The 16,595-nt window shown below is 49.9% G+C and carries 13 protein-coding genes; 5 read left to right on the forward strand and 8 right to left on the reverse strand.

Annotated features, from left to right (window positions below; all coding sequences use genetic code 11):
* The 5 genes from HN413_03670 to HN413_03690 all read right to left on the reverse strand — a co-directional run.
* On the reverse strand, positions 1 to 1,070 hold a 1,070-nt coding region (locus HN413_03670; protein ID MBT3389486.1), incomplete at its 3' end, for an agmatine deiminase family protein.
* A 28-nt stretch (positions 1,071 to 1,098) separates the two neighbouring features.
* Complete coding sequence (locus HN413_03675) at positions 1,099 to 1,764, reverse strand: hypothetical protein (GenBank protein ID MBT3389487.1); 666 nt, start codon at positions 1,762 to 1,764, stop codon at positions 1,099 to 1,101.
* A gap of 3 nt (positions 1,765 to 1,767) precedes the next feature.
* Positions 1,768 to 2,697, reverse strand: a complete 930-nt coding sequence (locus tag HN413_03680; GenBank protein MBT3389488.1) for an alpha/beta hydrolase — start codon at positions 2,695 to 2,697, stop codon at positions 1,768 to 1,770.
* A gap of 84 nt (positions 2,698 to 2,781) precedes the next feature.
* Positions 2,782 to 5,337 (reverse strand): ABC transporter permease, encoded by a 2,556-nt coding sequence (locus tag HN413_03685; GenBank protein ID MBT3389489.1) that lies wholly within the window; start codon positions 5,335 to 5,337, stop codon positions 2,782 to 2,784.
* Positions 5,330 to 6,037 carry an ABC transporter ATP-binding protein gene (locus HN413_03690; protein ID MBT3389490.1) on the reverse strand — a complete coding sequence of 236 codons (708 nt, stop codon included), beginning with the start codon at positions 6,035 to 6,037 and terminating at the stop codon, positions 5,330 to 5,332. Before HN413_03690 ends, HN413_03685 begins: the two co-directional genes overlap by 8 nt.
* Positions 6,038 to 6,301: 264 nt before the next feature.
* Between HN413_03690 and HN413_03695 the strand changes: the two genes are divergently transcribed.
* Genes HN413_03695 through HN413_03705 form a run of 3 tightly spaced genes read left to right on the forward strand, consistent with a single transcriptional unit; the run spans position 6,302 to position 10,996 of the window.
* Positions 6,302 to 8,644, forward strand: coding sequence for an SLC13 family permease (locus HN413_03695; protein ID MBT3389491.1), 2,343 nt, complete (start codon positions 6,302 to 6,304; stop codon positions 8,642 to 8,644).
* A 10-nt stretch (positions 8,645 to 8,654) separates the two neighbouring features.
* The gene (locus HN413_03700; protein ID MBT3389492.1) at positions 8,655 to 10,445 is read left to right on the forward strand and encodes an SLC13 family permease; all 1,791 of its coding nucleotides are present in this window, start codon (positions 8,655 to 8,657) and stop codon (positions 10,443 to 10,445) included.
* 2 nt (positions 10,446 to 10,447) lie between these two features.
* The gene (locus HN413_03705) at positions 10,448 to 10,996 is read left to right on the forward strand and encodes a carbonic anhydrase (GenBank protein ID MBT3389493.1); all 549 of its coding nucleotides are present in this window, start codon (positions 10,448 to 10,450) and stop codon (positions 10,994 to 10,996) included.
* Between the two features lie 8 nt (positions 10,997 to 11,004).
* On the opposite strand, the gene HN413_03710 is transcribed toward HN413_03705, so the two are convergent.
* The 3 genes from HN413_03710 to HN413_03720 form a co-directional block, all read right to left on the reverse strand.
* On the reverse strand, positions 11,005 to 11,478 hold the full coding sequence (locus HN413_03710; protein MBT3389494.1) for a hypothetical protein: 474 nt from the start codon (positions 11,476 to 11,478) through the stop codon (positions 11,005 to 11,007).
* Between the two features lie 57 nt (positions 11,479 to 11,535).
* The gene (locus HN413_03715; protein MBT3389495.1) at positions 11,536 to 12,555 is read right to left on the reverse strand and encodes a nitrogen fixation protein NifH; all 1,020 of its coding nucleotides are present in this window, start codon (positions 12,553 to 12,555) and stop codon (positions 11,536 to 11,538) included.
* Between the two features lie 324 nt (positions 12,556 to 12,879).
* Positions 12,880 to 13,644, reverse strand: a complete 765-nt coding sequence (locus HN413_03720; protein ID MBT3389496.1) for a hypothetical protein — start codon at positions 13,642 to 13,644, stop codon at positions 12,880 to 12,882.
* A 237-nt stretch (positions 13,645 to 13,881) separates the two neighbouring features.
* On the opposite strand from HN413_03720, the gene HN413_03725 reads away from it, so the two are divergent.
* Positions 13,882 to 15,426 (forward strand): PRD domain-containing protein, encoded by a 1,545-nt coding sequence (locus HN413_03725; GenBank protein ID MBT3389497.1) that lies wholly within the window; start codon positions 13,882 to 13,884, stop codon positions 15,424 to 15,426.
* Positions 15,427 to 15,550: 124 nt separating this feature from the next.
* Positions 15,551 to 16,595 (forward strand): PTS mannitol transporter subunit IICB (locus HN413_03730; GenBank protein ID MBT3389498.1); only part of this gene is annotated, 1,045 nt, incomplete at its 3' end.

The following is a 16,595-nucleotide window of genomic DNA, read 5'->3' on the forward strand; positions in this document are numbered from 1 at the left end:
GCAATCCCATCAACGGCGATTTGTTCAATCTCATGATCGGGAAACTCTTCAGCCAATTTTTCTTTTGCCTCACCATCGGCTTGTGTATCGCCAAATTTTTGCAGAATGATCGCACCATTGCATACATAATAACCAACATAGCCCGCTGCGAATTCGTTTATGCCATATTTCGTATTTATATCCCAGGGGGTATCCAAAATAACAGTTTTCAGGCGGCGTCCCTGGGCATCTGCAGCCGATCCCAAAACGTCGATATTCTCGCGTGTGATTGGGTAATCATACGAAGATTCATCAATATCGCGGCTCACCACCACCGTTCCAGGCTTTGCAAAACGGGCGTAAAAATCGGTATGTCCATCCGTAATATCTTTACCCTTAATGCCTTTTAACCAAATAATCTTGTCTAGCCCTAGCAGCTCTTTAAGCTCAGCTTCAACTTCAGTCTTACTCTTACCTGGGTTTCGATTGTCGTTGAGAATGCAACTCTCCGTCATAATTGCAGTTCCTTCGCCATCTACCTCAAAACAGCCCCCTTCGAGAACCAGGCTAGAAGAAATACTATCTACGCCAGCTTCCTGTGCCACAAAGTTGGCAACTTTGGCATCGTGCTGATAGTCTTGATCTTCCCCCCAACCATTGAAATTAAAATTGATCGCTGCCTTTTCTCCCTCATCACTAACCACAAATACCGGGCCGGTATCACGCATCCAAAGATCATTCATCGTGAATTCAATCAAATCAATTGGGTAATTATGCGAATCCAGCCCGCCAATTAGCTCAACTGCAATCTCGTAATCTTGCCTTCCCACAAGCATAGATACCGGTTCATATTTAGCAATGGTTTTCGCTATGCTGGCTAAATTACGCTGCACCTCAGGCACCTGCCGTGTACCCCAGATGTCGCGACTAGCGATAAAGGCCATCCAAGTGCGTTTATGGTGGAATCCTTCATCAGGCAGATACCATTGATTGTTGGCGCGAGACGTAGCCCCTGCGGTATATACTGACAACAAAGCACCGCCTCCAAACAGAACCCCCGACTGAATAAATTCTTTTCGAGATAGTTTCATTTAAATTTCCTTTCGGGGCGGGAAATTTTCATAAGATTCGATCTTCGATTTCCCAGGCATGGTCGAGAATATGCCAGACTACTCGCCGCACAAAGTAGCGCGGCTTCCAGATTGCGCCGCCACGCGGCCCTTTTTCGGGAAGCCCTTCATGAACTGAAATTTCAAAAGCTCGTAATATATCGTGTCGAGTTTTATCCATTTCATCGACAGTGTATTTTTCACCTTTCCAGGCAAGCCGCTTTAGGTACATCTGCTCAGCCTCGTGGACATGATTCAGCATCTTCGCCAAATCTCGTCCGCCGCCGCGTGGGCCTGTGCGCAATTCTCTACCTTGCGCGCCCTCTACAACTTCATCAAATATCAACCAACTCGTTAACATCATTTTTCGCAAACGCTGATATTCAGGCTCACCTATCGGCTCTCGATCAGCGTTTAAGATAATCGAAGGAGCGCCAAAATCTGTAGTGGCGTTTCCCACATGTCGCTCAGTGACTTTGAATTCAGTTTCATCCGGAAAACCATGGAACTCAATCCCCGCTCGATCCATAAATTGTGCATATCGCAACCCATATTCTTTCAATCTGATAAGCGCAGCTTGTTCATCTCTGCCACTTCGACTCCATCCGGGCCAATCGACCGCGCCCGCAAATACTTTCTTTTTCCCGCTCTCAATAAATATCCTGATTGATTTCATAATTTATCTCATGGGAGCCAGCGCTCGTTGACTATATTCAACTAGCCCGCTCATGCTATGCCCTTTGCCCGGGATAAGTTCATATTGATATTGACATTCCAAACCATTTTCCTCGGCAAATAACAGCATATCTTGCACCCAATTTCTGGCAATATTAATTCGATTTCGCCCCTTTTGCCCCGGACGAACTGGCGAATTGGCTGAATCATTCATCCCAACCAGCACTGTCAGTGGAATTTGTGTCGCAGCTAACCACTTCTGCTCGTCGGGAATAACATCTTCTTGCCGAACTGTATTATCGTCCCAGGCAATCTCACTATGAAGTTCCCCCATGCCAAACGGCCAGGCAATTTCAGGATTCGGCTGGGGATATGTAGCCGCCGAGGTGATAACAGCCTGCTCAATTTCTTCCGGATGTGTTACTAAAAATCTCCCCACAAATTGTCCACCGGCAGAGTGCCCATACAACGAAAATTTATCTTCGTACCCAAATAATTGTATCTGATAGGCCCTGACGATGCGCAACACCCATTCATCAGCGCCGATTTCCCGGCCAAACAAACCCCGGTATCCGGTCATCATATCTTCGATTTCACCCTTACGGCTGCTGAAGTTCTCCTGATCAAATGTTGGCGCGATAAGCACAATTCCGTATTTTTCAGCGTATTCAAGCCAATGTTCAATATAATAGCGGGCTGTATCTTCTTCGGCCTCAGTCTTTGCGGGAGTGCCGTGTACCAATACCAGGATATCGCCTTCAGTCAGATCGGAGATTGGAACATAGACAAAAAATATCCCATACGCATCTTCTACTCTGGTTATTTCGCCTGTTTCATATTTCGGCTCCAAAGCCGCAATGGGTTCCACGCCACAACTAATAAGAATTGCAGCCAGACAGAAAATCAACCCGATTTTTAAGATTTTGTTTTTCATGGAATCTGACAACTTGCACACCCCTCGCATTTTGCCCATCTCCATTCGTACTCGAGATGGGCAAAATACTCAACAGACAATCGACTATTCGTAAGCCAACGCGGCTACAATTTGCAGATCAGATGCTCGCCGAGCCGGGATCAGGGCTGCCAGGATACCACAGATCAAACCCGCGGCAATAGCCGTGATCACGCCTGCACCGGGGAAACTATAAGGGATACTCAGCCCGGCAAAATCGAGAATGGCGGTCATCAAAAAGCTTAACATGACACCACTGATCACACCCAGGGCAACGCCCATGAGAGAGAGCAGCAAACTCTCGGCGATAATCATGCGGCGAATCTGGCGGCGCTTTGCCCCGACGGCACGCATCATGCCAAGCTCACGAGTGCGCTCGATTACGTTAATGCCCAGGGCGTTCGCCAATCCCAGCAAGGCTGGAGTCGCCAGCAGTGACAGCATGATATTCATTCCAATGGTGCCGCCGCGGGCCACCTGCTCCTGGCTGGTGCGCAGCGCCTCACGCGAGATAATGCCAAAGCCGGGGTATGACTGTGTAGCTGCCTGCAGGTCTTCCTCCAACTGCTCCAGGTCTGTGCCAGATTCTGCGTTAACCAGCAAGAACACATCGTTTCGGACGCCATACTCCCGGGTAAGGGCAGTTTGCTCCATATAAACCGTGGGCAGCTTCATATTGATATAATCCAAACCGATGGCGGTTACCTGAACATTGAGCGGGCCATGATCCCCCTCCAGGGTAACTGTATCACCAATGCCAACTCCAAACTGGGAGGCAAAGCGCCCATTGATGATGACATCGTTACCCGTTTGCATCCCACCAAAGGCAGATTCGTCTCCTTCAACAAAAGAAAGCCCGGAGATGCGCGCATAGTTGTGGGGATCAATGCCCACCAAACGAATGCCGATTCCGTCGGCATCCAAAACATCAATCTGGCGCAAAGTGGTTAACTCGGCCACGCCGCGAATACGCTTGACAGTTTCAGCCAGGTCAGGGCCAGCGCCAACGGTGTCATTGGTAACCACCAGCGAAGGCATCATGATATAGTCCGAACGGAAAGTAGCATCTAAAAAGCCCAGCGCACCCCCGTAGATAGAGGCTGTCATACCACCTAATCCGATCAGGATCGCCAGGCTGACCATCAGCGAGGAAGCGGTAATGGCAGCGCGGCGCGGCTGTCGCGCGATATTCCCAGCCGCGATGCCTCCTTCCTGCCCAAAGAGCAGGTTCAACACCCGGCTGAAGACAGCCGTGACGGGGCTGATCAGCATCGGGCCGAGTAATCCCAGCGCTAATAAGAAGATTAGCATCCCCGGCGCCATCAATTGGAAGATACCACTGAACAGGCCAGCCAGACCCAACACCAGGCTTATAAAACCAACGATCAGGCGGCTGCGTTTAAGAGCTGCCTCCTGACCAATGCTAGCCGGACGCATGGCTTCTAATGGGGTGATAGCGCTGGCGCCACGGGCGGGCAACAAAACGCTGGCCAGTGGAATCCCCAGCCCGAAGGTAAGCGATACAACATAAGTAAACAAGGTAAATCGGGGGTCGCCCAACGGTCTACCTAACAAGCTTTGGAAGACAGAAGATAGTCCTGCTTTGGCGACATGAGCAAAACCGAACCCGAGCAACATACCCAATCCGGTGCCTAACACGGCCAGGATCAAACCCTCGTACAGGATCGCGCGCATCACAAATTTGCGTTTGGCTCCTACTGCCCGCAGCATCCCGATATCACGTTTCCGTTCGACAACGCTGGTGCGGAAGGTGTTAAACATAATCATACCGGCCAACGCCAGAGAAAGCAACCCAAACATGGTAAAAATCACGCCCATATATTCCATCAACGCGGCCCATATATCCGCCCCGCCTTCCAGCGGGCTTAACTCATAGCCCCGGCCAAATATCGAACCCACTGAGACATCAATAGCCCGGGCATCGCTGCCTTCAGCATAACGACCTAAAATAGTATTGATACGATTGGGTGTATTGAGCAAATCCTGGGCAGTAGCTATGGGCATAAAAACCTGCTGACTACCGAGCATCAATCCCGGGTCGTCGAGCAGACCGACAACTTCCAGGTTAAGCCAGCCCCCTGCACCAGGAAGTCTCACCTGTTCTCCAAGACCGATTCCCAGGCCCGCGGCGAGTTGTTCAGAAACTACCACGACCTGAGCATCCCCCGCCTGTAAGAGACGGCCCTCCGTCAACCGACGACCTCCGGCAGTGACAATATTGAAGGCATCATCCATAGTAGTGGTATCCACACCATACACCTGGATCGTATTGATAGGCCTGCCATCGGCGGTTGTGTAGTGATCCGGCGGCAAGGCCACGGCGCGGGCGATCATGCTGGCCGTCGACTCAACGCCTTCAACTGCAGCCACATTATCCACATATTCCTGGCGGAAGAAACCACCGTCGCGGCGGGTAACGTAAAGATCGACATTGGATAGCGCCATCGACTGGGTGCTGGATATAAACATATCCTGAAAAGCTGGCCCGATTCCATTCAGGCCGAACATCATCATCACACCAATCATGATCGACAAAATCGTCATAGTGGTGCGGATGGGTCGACCTTTGAGATAGCTAAAGGCAAGCGGAAGCTCACGCATGGTTGCCACCTTTCCTGTCATTAACAGTCTGTTCTGTGATGCGCCCGTCCTTCATTTGAAGGATGCGGTCGGCATACGATGAGATGCGCGGGTCGTGGGTAACGAGCAGGATGCTGCGCTCCCAGCGGTCGACGATTTCCCGCAGCAGAGCGGCAAATTCTTGGGCAGCTTTTGAATCGAGATTACCGGTCGGCTCATCGGCCAGGATCAAGGTGGGGTCCGTGACCAGAGAACGGGCAATGGCCACCCGTTGGCGCTGTCCGCCCGAAAGCTCCTCGGGGCGATGCGTGCTGCGGTCGGCAACTTCAAGCTTCTCTAGCCACTCGACGGCTATCGCCTGGGCATCGCCCGGTTTCATGCCGCCCAGCACCAGGGGCAAGGCAGTATTATCCAGCGCAGTAAGCGTGGGAATCAAGTTGAAGAACTGGAAAATAAACCCGATATGCTCGCGGCGCAGGTCAGTCAGATCGTCATCATTCAGATTGCTCAGGTCTTGACCCTCTATTTTAACCACCCCTTCACTGGGGCGATCCAAGCCGCCGACCAAATGTAAAAGCGTGGATTTACCACAACCGCTGGGACCCATAACGGCAACGAACTCGCCCGTATCTACGTGCAGGGATACACCATCCAGCGCGTTAACCTGGGCCTCACCGCTGCCATAAATACGGGTTAGATTCTCAGTTTCTACGATTTTCATGTTATGCCTCGTGATTGGTTCTTCGGGAACTACTGCGAGAAACTCCACCGGGATTCCCAGAGACCCTCTTGATTATTGTCTGCTATAGCGTTAACTATAATTATAATCCAGGTTTTACCTTTGACGCGATTACGCTATGAGCTTCCGCACCATTCCCTTTAGCATATAAATCTGGTATCTTTGTCACATCAGAGCGCAACAAAATTTCAAATATCGAAAATCTCCAGCCAAATAATAAAATAATAATGAATCGGAAAATGTGCCATGACCCTTGAAGTTGCAATCGTCCTGACCATCCTGATGATCGCCATCGTACTCTTCATCACCGAATGGGTGCGCATGGACGTGGTTGCTTTGCTGGTGCTGGCATCGCTGGCGGTTGCGGGCTTGGTTACGCCAGCGGAAGCGCTTTCCGGGTTCAGCAATCCGGCTGTTGTCACGGTTTGGGCCATCCTAATCCTCAGTGGAGGGTTAGCTCGAACAGGTGTAGCCAACCTCCTGGGGAGAAAATTATTGCAGCTAGCCGGGAATGGTGAAATCCGCTTGCTGGTCATCATTATGCTGACAGTAGGAGTTCTCTCTGGGTTTATGAATACCATTGGCGTGGTTTCCTTGTTTTTGCCAGTGGTGCTTGATATTGCCCGGCGTATCAAACAGCCGCCATCCAAACTGCTCATACCATTGGCCTTTGCCGGGTTATTAGGCGGATTGAACACCTTGATCGGCACGCCGCCCAATATCCTGATCAGCGAGGCACTCAAGGAAGCTGGCCTGCGCCCATTTCGCATGTTCGATTTCACCCCGGTGGGCATCTCTGTTCTGTTAGCAGGAACGGCGTATATGGCATTGATAGGACGTCGATTACTACCCAACCGCGACCCAGCCCGTGAATTCTCGACGGCCCGAGAGAAGGACTTCAAATCCCTGTACGAATTGCACGACCGCATGGTGATGCTGCATCTACCTGAAGGGTCGATCTTGGATGGCAAAACTCTGGCCGAAAGCCGCCTGGGGTCTGTGCTGGGGCTGAATGTGGTGGCCGTCATCCGCGATGGCCGCACGCAACTTTCTCCCGAATCGGCTTTTGCACTGCAGGCCGGTGATCGCCTGATGGTTGAAGGCCGCCTTGAGCAGCTTACTGACTTGCATCGTACCAACCATCTCCGGCTGGAAAAAGAGGGTTTCAAGGTAGAGCGTTTAGTATCGGCAGATGTCGAGTTGGTTGAGGCCCGGCTTTCACCCGGATCCAGCCTCGTCGGGCAGACATTGCTGCAAATTGGCTTTCGACATAGTTACGCGGTGGTGGTATTAGCGATCTTGCGCGAAGGCGTACCCTTCCGCACCAATCTAGAAACCATCCCTTTATTAGGGGATGACGTGCTGCTGATCCAAGGCCAACGAGATCAATTGAATGAACTAACCAAAGATCCCGATTTGACGGTTACCGCACCAACCTCGTTGGGGGACTACCGGCTCGAAGAGCGCTTCATGGTCGTTCACATCCCTGTCGATTCTGCCCTGGTTGGAAAATCCCTCATTGATAGTCATCTCGGAGATTCCTACGGGTTAGGTGTGTTGGGTATTATCCGAGCGGGGGAGACGTATTTGATGCCCTCAGCAGATGAGGTATTGTTGGCTGATGACACTTTGCTGGTAAAAGGAAAACAGGGCGATTTAATGTCAGTGGAGGGACTACAAAGCCTGGAGATCGAAAACCAACCCCTGCCAGACCTGGGGGAATTGGAGTCAGAGGAAATTGGATTGGTAGAAACAGTGCTCTCCCCCCATTCGACCCTGGTTGGGAAAACTATACGCGAATTGAATTTCCGCTTCAAATACGGTTTGAGTGTTTTGGCAATCTGGCGCGAAGGGCGGGCTTACCGCTCGAATTTACGTGACAAACCGCTGCGCTTTGGTGATGCGCTTTTGCTATACGGCCCGCGCAAGCGCCTACGCATGTTGGGCAGCGAACCAGATTTCCTGGTGTTGACCGAAGAAGCCCAAGAAACTCCAAACCAGGAAAAAATCCCGGTGGCCTTATTGATCATGGCGGTTGTCCTGATCCCCGCAATCTTCGATTGGCTACCCATCGCAATTTCTGCCATAATCGGCGTAGCCCTTATGATCCTGACCAAATGTTTGACGATGGAAGAAGCTTACCGCGCAATCAATTGGAAAGCTGTTTTTCTAATTGCTGGGATGCTACCTTTAGGCATTGCCATGGAACAAACTGGCGCAGCTCAATTACTGGCCAATGGCATGGTCGGGTTGATTGGCGGGTTAGGTCCGCTGGCGGTTATGGCCGGCTTTTTCATCCTGGCAGCCCTGACATCCCAATTCATGCCCAACCCAGCGGTGGCCGTTTTGCTGGCACCGATTGCATTGAGTACCGCCAGCGATCTGGACATTTCACCGTACATATTAATGATGACTGTGGCAGTATCAGCCTCGGCTGCTTTTCTCAGCCCCGTTGGGCACTCGGCCAATGTGCTCGTCATGGGGCCAGGCGGCTACCGTTTTTCGGACTATCTCAAAGTTGGCATTCCGCTCACGTTGGTGGTGTTGGCGGTGGTGCTGCTCATTATGCCAGTATTCTGGCCTTTTTAGGAAAATAGCCATGACCCCTGAAATTGTCATCACTCTATCCATCATCGTTGGCGCCCTGATCGTGTTTGGCACTGAAAAACTACGGGTGGATGTTGTCGCCCTACTGGTGCTGATAATCGTTGGTCTGACAGGTCTGGTCGGCCCGAAGGAAGTCTTCGCCGGGTTTTCCAATTCGGCGGTCATCACCGTCTGGGCGGTTTATATCGTCTCGGGAGGCTTATTCAAAACTGGGGTTGCCGACATTCTCGGGAAGTTCATCTTCAAGCTGTCAGGCAATAGCGAGGTGCGCCTGATCGCCGTCATTATGCTCACCTGTGGCCTGATGTCGGCCTTCATGAATAATGTTGGGGCAACGGCGATGTTATTACCAGCTGTTGTTAGCGTGGCGAAACAGACCAAAATCCCGGTCTCGAAGCTCCTGATCCCGCTCTCATTCTCATCCCTGATGGGGGGCGCAATAACCCTGATCGGTACCCCCGCCAATATTCTGGCAACCAGCATCGTCGCCGAAAACGACCTGCCAACCTTCAGTTTCTTCGATTTTACGCCCATCGGTTTGGTAATTTTGGCCGCAGGTGTCCTGTATATGGTTTTCATTGGGCGGCATTTTCTTCCTGTCCGTCAAACACCGGGGGAGGCCCAGGTAAAAGGGGAATTGCGCAATTTCATCAGCGAAGTGCGCGTCTTGCCGGATGGAAAGCTGGCAGGGCGCACGCTGCTGGAATCGAAGCTCGGAGCGGATTTTGACTTGACAGTCATTGCTATTGTGCGAGGTGATATAACTCATGCGAAATTAAAACGCGATACGTTGATTCAGCTGGATGATATTCTATTGATCGAGGGTTCCACCGATGATCTTTTGCGAGCTAGAAAAGAAATGGGGTTGGAAATAGCCAACGAAAGCAAACGTCATGCCGAATTAGACAAACTAAGCGAGAAAGAAATTGGCATTGTCGAAGCCACCCTGGCGCCGCGCTCATCCATGATAAACCGCAGCCTGCGTTCGTTAAACTTCCGCGAGCGTTACGGCTTTACGGTACTGGCGATTCGACGCCAGGGCGAAATCATCACAAAACAATTGAGTAGTGCGAAATTGCAATTTGGCGATGATTTGATTCTCCAAGGACCGCGCCGCCGCACACCCGCTTTAGAGGAAAAGAATGACCTCCTTGTATTAGAGCCGCTCGGAATACCCGCGAGCCGCCGCCGCAAGATGCCCATCGCCGTCGGGCTTATGCTGCTTGTGATTGGATTAGTGTTATTTGCGGGCATCGACATTTCCTTGGCAATGGTAATGGGTGCGGTTGGGATGGTAATTACTCGCTGCTTGAGCATGGACGAAGCCTATGCCAGTATTGACTGGCGCACCGTTTTCCTGGTGGCTGGCATGTTGCCATTAGGGGCCGCCATGGAATCAACCGGAACGGCCAGATATATCGCTGACCTGATGTTGGATGCTATTGGCGGTATGGGGCCGATGGTAGCACTGGCCGGAATTTATTTACTGGCCGCGCTAATTACCCAACCCATGTCCAATGCTGCCGCGATCGTACTGGTGGTTCCGATTGCGCTGGATACGGCCTTGAGCCTGGGCGCCAATCACCTCACATTTACCCTGGCTGTGGCGATCGGGGCGACGACCAGCTTCTTAACTCCCGTGGGGCACAAGGCCAACGTGTTGGTGTTCGGCCCTGGGGGCTACAAATTCTTCGATTACGCTCGCGTAGGCGCTTTGCTGACTGTTTTTCTGTTTATCGTGACCATGATTACTTTGCCAATCTTCTACCCGCTCTTCCCCTAACTATGAACCAACTAATTACCATATCCAGAAGCGATGATATTCCTTCGGTGTACCGGGACACCCCGATTGGCCTTCTACTCGAATACCACAATCTCAACCACCCGCTTGAAGATTACGTCCAAGCCCATTTATTGATTGGTATGTGTATGGATAATCGCAAACGACTGCGGATACCCGACAATTTTGCTTATGTTATTCGTACAGGTGGGGGCAATCTGCAGTACAGCGAATTCAAAGTTTCTTATGCTATCGCGGTGGGTGGAATCAATGCAATTGCACTAATTGGCCATAATCAGTGCGGTATGGTTAACTTAGTCGCTCGGAAAGAAGAATTTATCCGCGGACTCGTAGAAAAAGCCGGGTGGGAACAAGACCGCGCCGAAGCGCATTTTATGCACTATGCGCCTATGTTTGAAATTGGAAACGAGATTGACTTTGTGCTCAGTGAAGCAGAGCGCTTGCGGTTGAGTTATCCTGGCCTGTTAGTAGCTCCAATGCTATACCGCGTAGAAGACAATTTACTTTATCTTGTGGAAGAAATCAGTCGCTAATGCCATAATCATATCAAAACCGTATCCATACGAGATCGCCTAGGATCACTTGACAGGTAACGAACAGTCACTACATCTCCCACTTTCAGTTTCTTGTAGATTGCTGAATCAACTCTTTGCGCCACGCCATAATCATCTCCAAACTGATAAGCCACAAAATAATATTTGGTTGTACCTTTGCCGCGATGCTTTTTTATCCATTTGTCAGTTATTTTCCCAGATGTACTCACCCCATCTCTTTCCAGTTCTTTTGCGATTTTTAACTCTTTGATGTAACGCGCTGGCATTATAGCAAGTATTAGAAATCCCATAGCCGCCAAGATCACACTCCCCACTTGGAAGCCATTTGTATCTATAGCCAACTTTGTACGGCTGTAAAGCAATCCCAACCCAATTAATCCCCAAGGCAATAACCAAAATAATAACGCTTGTTGAGTGCGTACTGCTTTTTGTGTCGGGCGGTCTAAGTTAGTGTCACCCATGTTCACCTTCTCCAATACTTCAAATAGACAACGAGGCGCTTCATATTATATTGTAAGCTAAGGAAGGAAAGAATTCTTCAAAACCCATGCGGATCTCATTGAAACCCATTTATTCGGTTCTTTCTTGTTGCCGAATTCGACCCATATTTTGCCTGTATAGGCATACTCTAACTTCCAGCGCCCATTTTCGTCTTGTTTTTCCCTTATCATATTGAGTGCATTTGTTAGGCGTGGGTCGTCGCGATAACCTAATCGAACCAATGCTTCAATATTTTGCAGCATATCGGTAATATAGAAAACGGGAAAACCAAATTTCCACCAATTTCCGCTGGGTTTAGCACTCCATCCTGTCGGATACGCGGCCGCCGCAGGGTCAACTCCCAATAGAAAATCAACTCCGCGCGCGACTGCTTTTTCAATCAAAGGCGTATATTCTTCACGATGCAATTTGCCAAAAGCCAGCATAACCTTCACCGCTCCCCAAGCGCAAGACAATTTATTGTTCGCACCGCAGGCAAAATCTGGCCCACATTTGCTTGCATAATAGCGCAACGGGGCTTTCTTATCTTTCATCGGAGCCACCCCTTCACCCGTGACACTTCGAGCCATCCAGTCAAACGCCTTTTCCAAACGCGGATCATCAAAACCCAAATCTAGCATGGCCGCGCATAAATTGCCCTGCAAGCAATCTGCTGTACTCGAAGGTGTACCCGATACACTAAATTGACCATTTTCTGTGAGCGCATTTTCAAACAAATGCCGGCAAGCTCGCTCAATACGATCATCAATAGCTATTGAAGCACCCAGTTGGGCCAACATAATCACTGCCCACACGGTGCTGCGATATTTGGGATTATATCCGGGACCTGCTTCAACCCAGTATCCACGTTCATCCATGGCATCCAAAATTCTGGAAATTGGACCTTGTGTATGGGCTAATTTTTGAGCAGCAATTAGATCAGAATTATCTGCTGATAGTGTCAGCAAATCTCGCATGGCAAGATAACTGACACCTGGCTCATCCGGTTCCAAAAGCCAGGATAGTGTGTCGCCGTTGAATTGTTCTTGCCATGACATCTTCATTTTCCTTTTTTTGCAGGCTAACAAAAGCGTAGTGGGGACCGCCGGGCTTGCACAACGCGGCTATTTTATTATAGCCAATATTTTGCATTTTTCGCGCATACCAGTGCTGGAGCCGTATTGTTGTAGGGGTCTTGCAAATCTGCCAATCTCCCCGCCCCCGTTCCATCCGCCCTAATTGCTTGCAGGCTTTCATCATTCGCTGCCGGAGATGGTTCCCGTGCTACCGAGGTTAGGCCGAAACAAAGATCACTTATACAAAATATGGGAGAGCATGATAACTCTCCCATATACCCGATTTCTCATTTGGGAACCCCGGTTTCAATTATCAAGTCCAAGCCAATCTAGCATCTGGTCTGTACTTGGATTTCCAAAAAACAAATCAACACCTACTCCTACTGGATCATTATATAACCGCGAGCTCTCATCAACCCCCGAGGTTCCAGCAAAATCTTGCGCCCAATCATCAAAAGTATGCCAACCTGTGTCAGCATCATATACAGGAACGTGTCGAACCACCCAGGCGAAGGCATCCTTGCCTGTTTCAGCATATATATTTTCTAATTGATATTCAGCTTGACTTTCGGACATCATTCCTCGAGAAACTTGTGATTGAACATACAATGTTTGCGAGATATGTTCGTCAGACACATTTTCATTCCGATAGGCAACACCTTCTAGGAGCCATACACTCCTGTTATGGTCATACACCATAAAGTGATCAAATGTATGAACACTCCTATAACAATTTTCTCGATTTCTATAAATTACATCTGCTGACACTACTGCAAAATCTCTTGAACCCCCGATCAAGCTTACTTCATCCGTGGTGACGCTACAAATCTGCATATCTTCATAACCATACACATAATCTGAGTAGCTACTATCATGCGCGCGCTCTTTAAACGATGGCGTAACTCTGTTCCATGCATCGCCCCACATATGGTTACTAATATAATACCAATAATTTTCTACGGCTATTTCTGCATCGGTTTTCTGGCTGGCTGATGAGCCAGCTTGTATACCAACAGGAACAAAAATAACCAAGACAACAAGTGATATTACCAAAATTTGAAGTTTCTTCATTTGTGACCTCCTGTTTTAGCTGGAAATGTTTGTGCGTGCCCTTTTGTTCATTGTATCATAAGCGATTCGTGACACGACAAACTCACCACAGGCATTTTCTTATTCGTATGCTTTTGTCACAACCACAAAAAGAAAAGATACGCCAATTTGGATGAACATCAGCTAAAAAGCTAATATAATGACAAACGTATATGAATAATCAAATTCATTTATCCTTCGCATCAGTGACGTAAATATATGGCATCCCTTACAACTCGCCAGCGTGACCTGCTGCAAGCCTTAATAAAGGCTGACGCACCAACAGGGGCAGAAGACTTAGCCGCAAAAATGCGGTTGACGTCGCGGCAGGTCAATTATGGATTGAAGGGGGTCAAACAGTGGTTATCACAACGCAATATTGAACTTAAAATTACGCCGGGGGTGGGGATTGAGTTGAATTGTTCGCCAGAACAATCAGAAATAATACGTCAGGATATTGCTTCTCTCGGAAACATGCAGCTCATTCTCTCGGCCGGACAGCGCCAGCAGTTGTTGGCTTTGATCCTGCTGGTAGCGGACAAGCCAATGTTCCTCTCCGATTTGGAGCAACTGGCCCAGGTTTCACGCTCTACGGTGATCAAAGACCTGGATGCTATTGATGCATGGGTCAGTCGGCGGGGTTTGGCCCTGATCCGCCGCCCGAACTTCGGCATTAGGTTTGAAGGGAGTGAAAACTCGCGGCAGGAGCTGATCGCGGCTTTGTTGTGGGGGGAAATGCCATTCGATATATCTTTAACAAAAATTACGCATAAGCGAGGACTAATTTTCTCGTTACGTCAAGATGCTGGCTTGCTTCCCCTGGTTGAGCGAAGCGATGAAATCATCCAGCAATGGAATATGGAGCGTGTATTCGGGCAGGTTGCCTACGCCGAGGCGCAATTAGGGGGGCGCTTTACGGATGATGCCGTGCTGTATTTGGCTTTGGTTTTTGCCATTCAAACGGAGCGAGTAGAACACGGACATCATTTGGATGCAAACACAAAGAATAGTCAATGGCTAAAAGTTCTGCCCGTTTGGAATGTAGCAAAAATGGTTGCCAAGCGCCTCGGTTGGCAACTGACGCCTGAGTGGCGCGACATCGATATTGCCGGAATCGCTATGCACGTTTTAGCCGCGCCGCGTAACGAAAGGTGGCCCGGCGATTTGGATATCGATGCCGGTTTCAACGGCCTGATGAGACAGATCATGGAACACATCGCCGACATTTACGACACACCGGAGATGGCTCAAGATCGCACCCTGCATGATGGCATTGTCAATCATGTCATCCCGGCTTGTTTGCGGCAGAAACTCAATGTGTGGCAGCCCGCTCCATCCCCAGCAGCAACATTGTCGGATCGATATACCTCGGAGCACGACGCCGCCAAAAATCTGGTCGGGATTATCGAGGAACAGACGTCGGTTCGTTTACCGGCATTCGAAGTTAATAATATTGCATCTTTGCTACGGGCGGCGCGCATTCGCATTCGCCCGTATCGTTTTAAGCAAGTGATTATTGTTTGTCCCAGCGGGATGGCTACCGCCCAGTTGTTGATTGCCCGCCTTGAGGCGCGTTTCCCCCGCCTGGGGCCGCTGAACGTGGTTTCAGTGCGAGCGTTGAGCGATGAACAAATCGCGCAGGCTGAATTGATTATCACCACCGTCCCCCTGGCCGATGAAATCAGCCAGAAGATTGATGTTATTCAGGTACACCCGCTGCTATTACCCGAAGATGTCGAAGCCATTACAGCGTATCTGACATGATGGCTTCCCCAACTTTGTTTACACAGTAGCGTTCCGACCGCTACTTGTAAAAGGGATTAATTCCCATCTTTATTTGGCCTGCGGAAATTTCCGCGAAAACTTATATCCCATAAGGAGATATGTAATGAAAGAAAAAATTCAACGTTTAGGTGGCTTTTTGGCCGGGATGATTATTCCCAATATTGGCGCTTTCATCGCCTGGGGTCTGATCACGGCACTGTTCATCCCCACGGGTTGGACACCCAACGAGAAGTTCAGTGAACTTGTTGGTCCAATGATTGTATACCTGCTTCCGCTCTTGATCGCTTTCACCGGTGGTAAGATGGTTTACGGTCACCGTGGTGGCGTGGTTGGCGCAGCTGTAGCAATGGGCGTTATTGTCGGAACTGACGTCCCCCAGATGATGGGTGCTATGATTATGGGACCTTTGGGCGCCTGGCTGATCAAATTGGTCGATGACAAATTGGAAGATAAGATCCCCGTAGGCTTTGAAATGTTGATCAACAACTTCTCAGCCGGTATTTTGGCGACCATTGTCGCGCTCTTTGGTTATGTTGCCATGGCCCCGATCTTGACCGTGATCAGCAATGCGGCCGGTGGCCTGGTAGACTGGCTGGTCAGTGCAAAATTACTTCCCCTCGCTGCCATTGTTATTGAACCCGCAAAAGTCTTATTCTTGAATAATGCTTTGAACCACGGCGTATTAACCCCATTGGGTGCGGCTGCGGCTGAAGAGACTGGCAAAGCCATTCACTTCCTGCTCGAAACAAACCCGGGACCCGGTCTGGGTCTCCTTGTAGCCTTCTATGTTGCAGGCAAAGGTATGCTCAAAGATTCAGCGCCGGGCGCCATGATTATCCACTTCCTGGGTGGCATTCATGAGATCTATTTCCCCTATGTTTTGGCGCACCCGATCATGATCCTGGCTATGATCTCTGGCGGTTTCGCTGCTGATCTGTGGTTCACCTTGCTGAACGCTGGCTTGGTGGCTTCACCTTCACCCGGCTCGATCTTCGCCTATTTGGCAGTCACCCCCAAAGGACAGCACTTCGCAGTTTTCACCGGCGTCTTGATCGGCGCGGTGGTTTCCTTCCTCGTTGGCGCTTTCATCCTGAAAGTACGCCCAGTCCGTGAAGAAGAAGCTGAAGAAGAAGTTGACATGGGTGCGG

This window comes from Chloroflexota bacterium, assembly GCA_018648225.1.
Classification (GTDB): domain Bacteria; phylum Chloroflexota; class Anaerolineae; order Anaerolineales; family UBA11858; genus NIOZ-UU35.

Excerpts from the sequence above, each read along its gene's own strand:
- HN413_03675 (MBT3389487.1), bottom strand. The coding sequence starts at position 1,764 with ATGAAATCAATCAGGATATTTATTGAGAGCGGGAAAAAGAAAGTATTT.
- HN413_03705 (MBT3389493.1), top strand. The coding sequence starts at position 10,448 with ATGAACCAACTAATTACCATATCCAGAAGCGATGATATTCCTTCGGTG.
- HN413_03715 (MBT3389495.1), bottom strand. The coding sequence starts at position 12,555 with ATGTCATGGCAAGAACAATTCAACGGCGACACACTATCCTGGCTTTTG.
- HN413_03685 (MBT3389489.1), bottom strand. The coding sequence starts at position 5,337 with ATGCGTGAGCTTCCGCTTGCCTTTAGCTATCTCAAAGGTCGACCCATC.
- HN413_03695 (MBT3389491.1), top strand. The coding sequence starts at position 6,302 with ATGACCCTTGAAGTTGCAATCGTCCTGACCATCCTGATGATCGCCATC.
- HN413_03680 (MBT3389488.1), bottom strand. The coding sequence starts at position 2,697 with ATGAAAAACAAAATCTTAAAAATCGGGTTGATTTTCTGTCTGGCTGCA.
- HN413_03690 (MBT3389490.1), bottom strand. The coding sequence starts at position 6,037 with ATGAAAATCGTAGAAACTGAGAATCTAACCCGTATTTATGGCAGCGGT.
- HN413_03710 (MBT3389494.1), bottom strand. The coding sequence starts at position 11,478 with ATGGGTGACACTAACTTAGACCGCCCGACACAAAAAGCAGTACGCACT.
- HN413_03700 (MBT3389492.1), top strand. The coding sequence starts at position 8,655 with ATGACCCCTGAAATTGTCATCACTCTATCCATCATCGTTGGCGCCCTG.
- HN413_03720 (MBT3389496.1), bottom strand. The coding sequence starts at position 13,644 with ATGAAGAAACTTCAAATTTTGGTAATATCACTTGTTGTCTTGGTTATT.
- HN413_03725 (MBT3389497.1), top strand. The coding sequence starts at position 13,882 with ATGGCATCCCTTACAACTCGCCAGCGTGACCTGCTGCAAGCCTTAATA.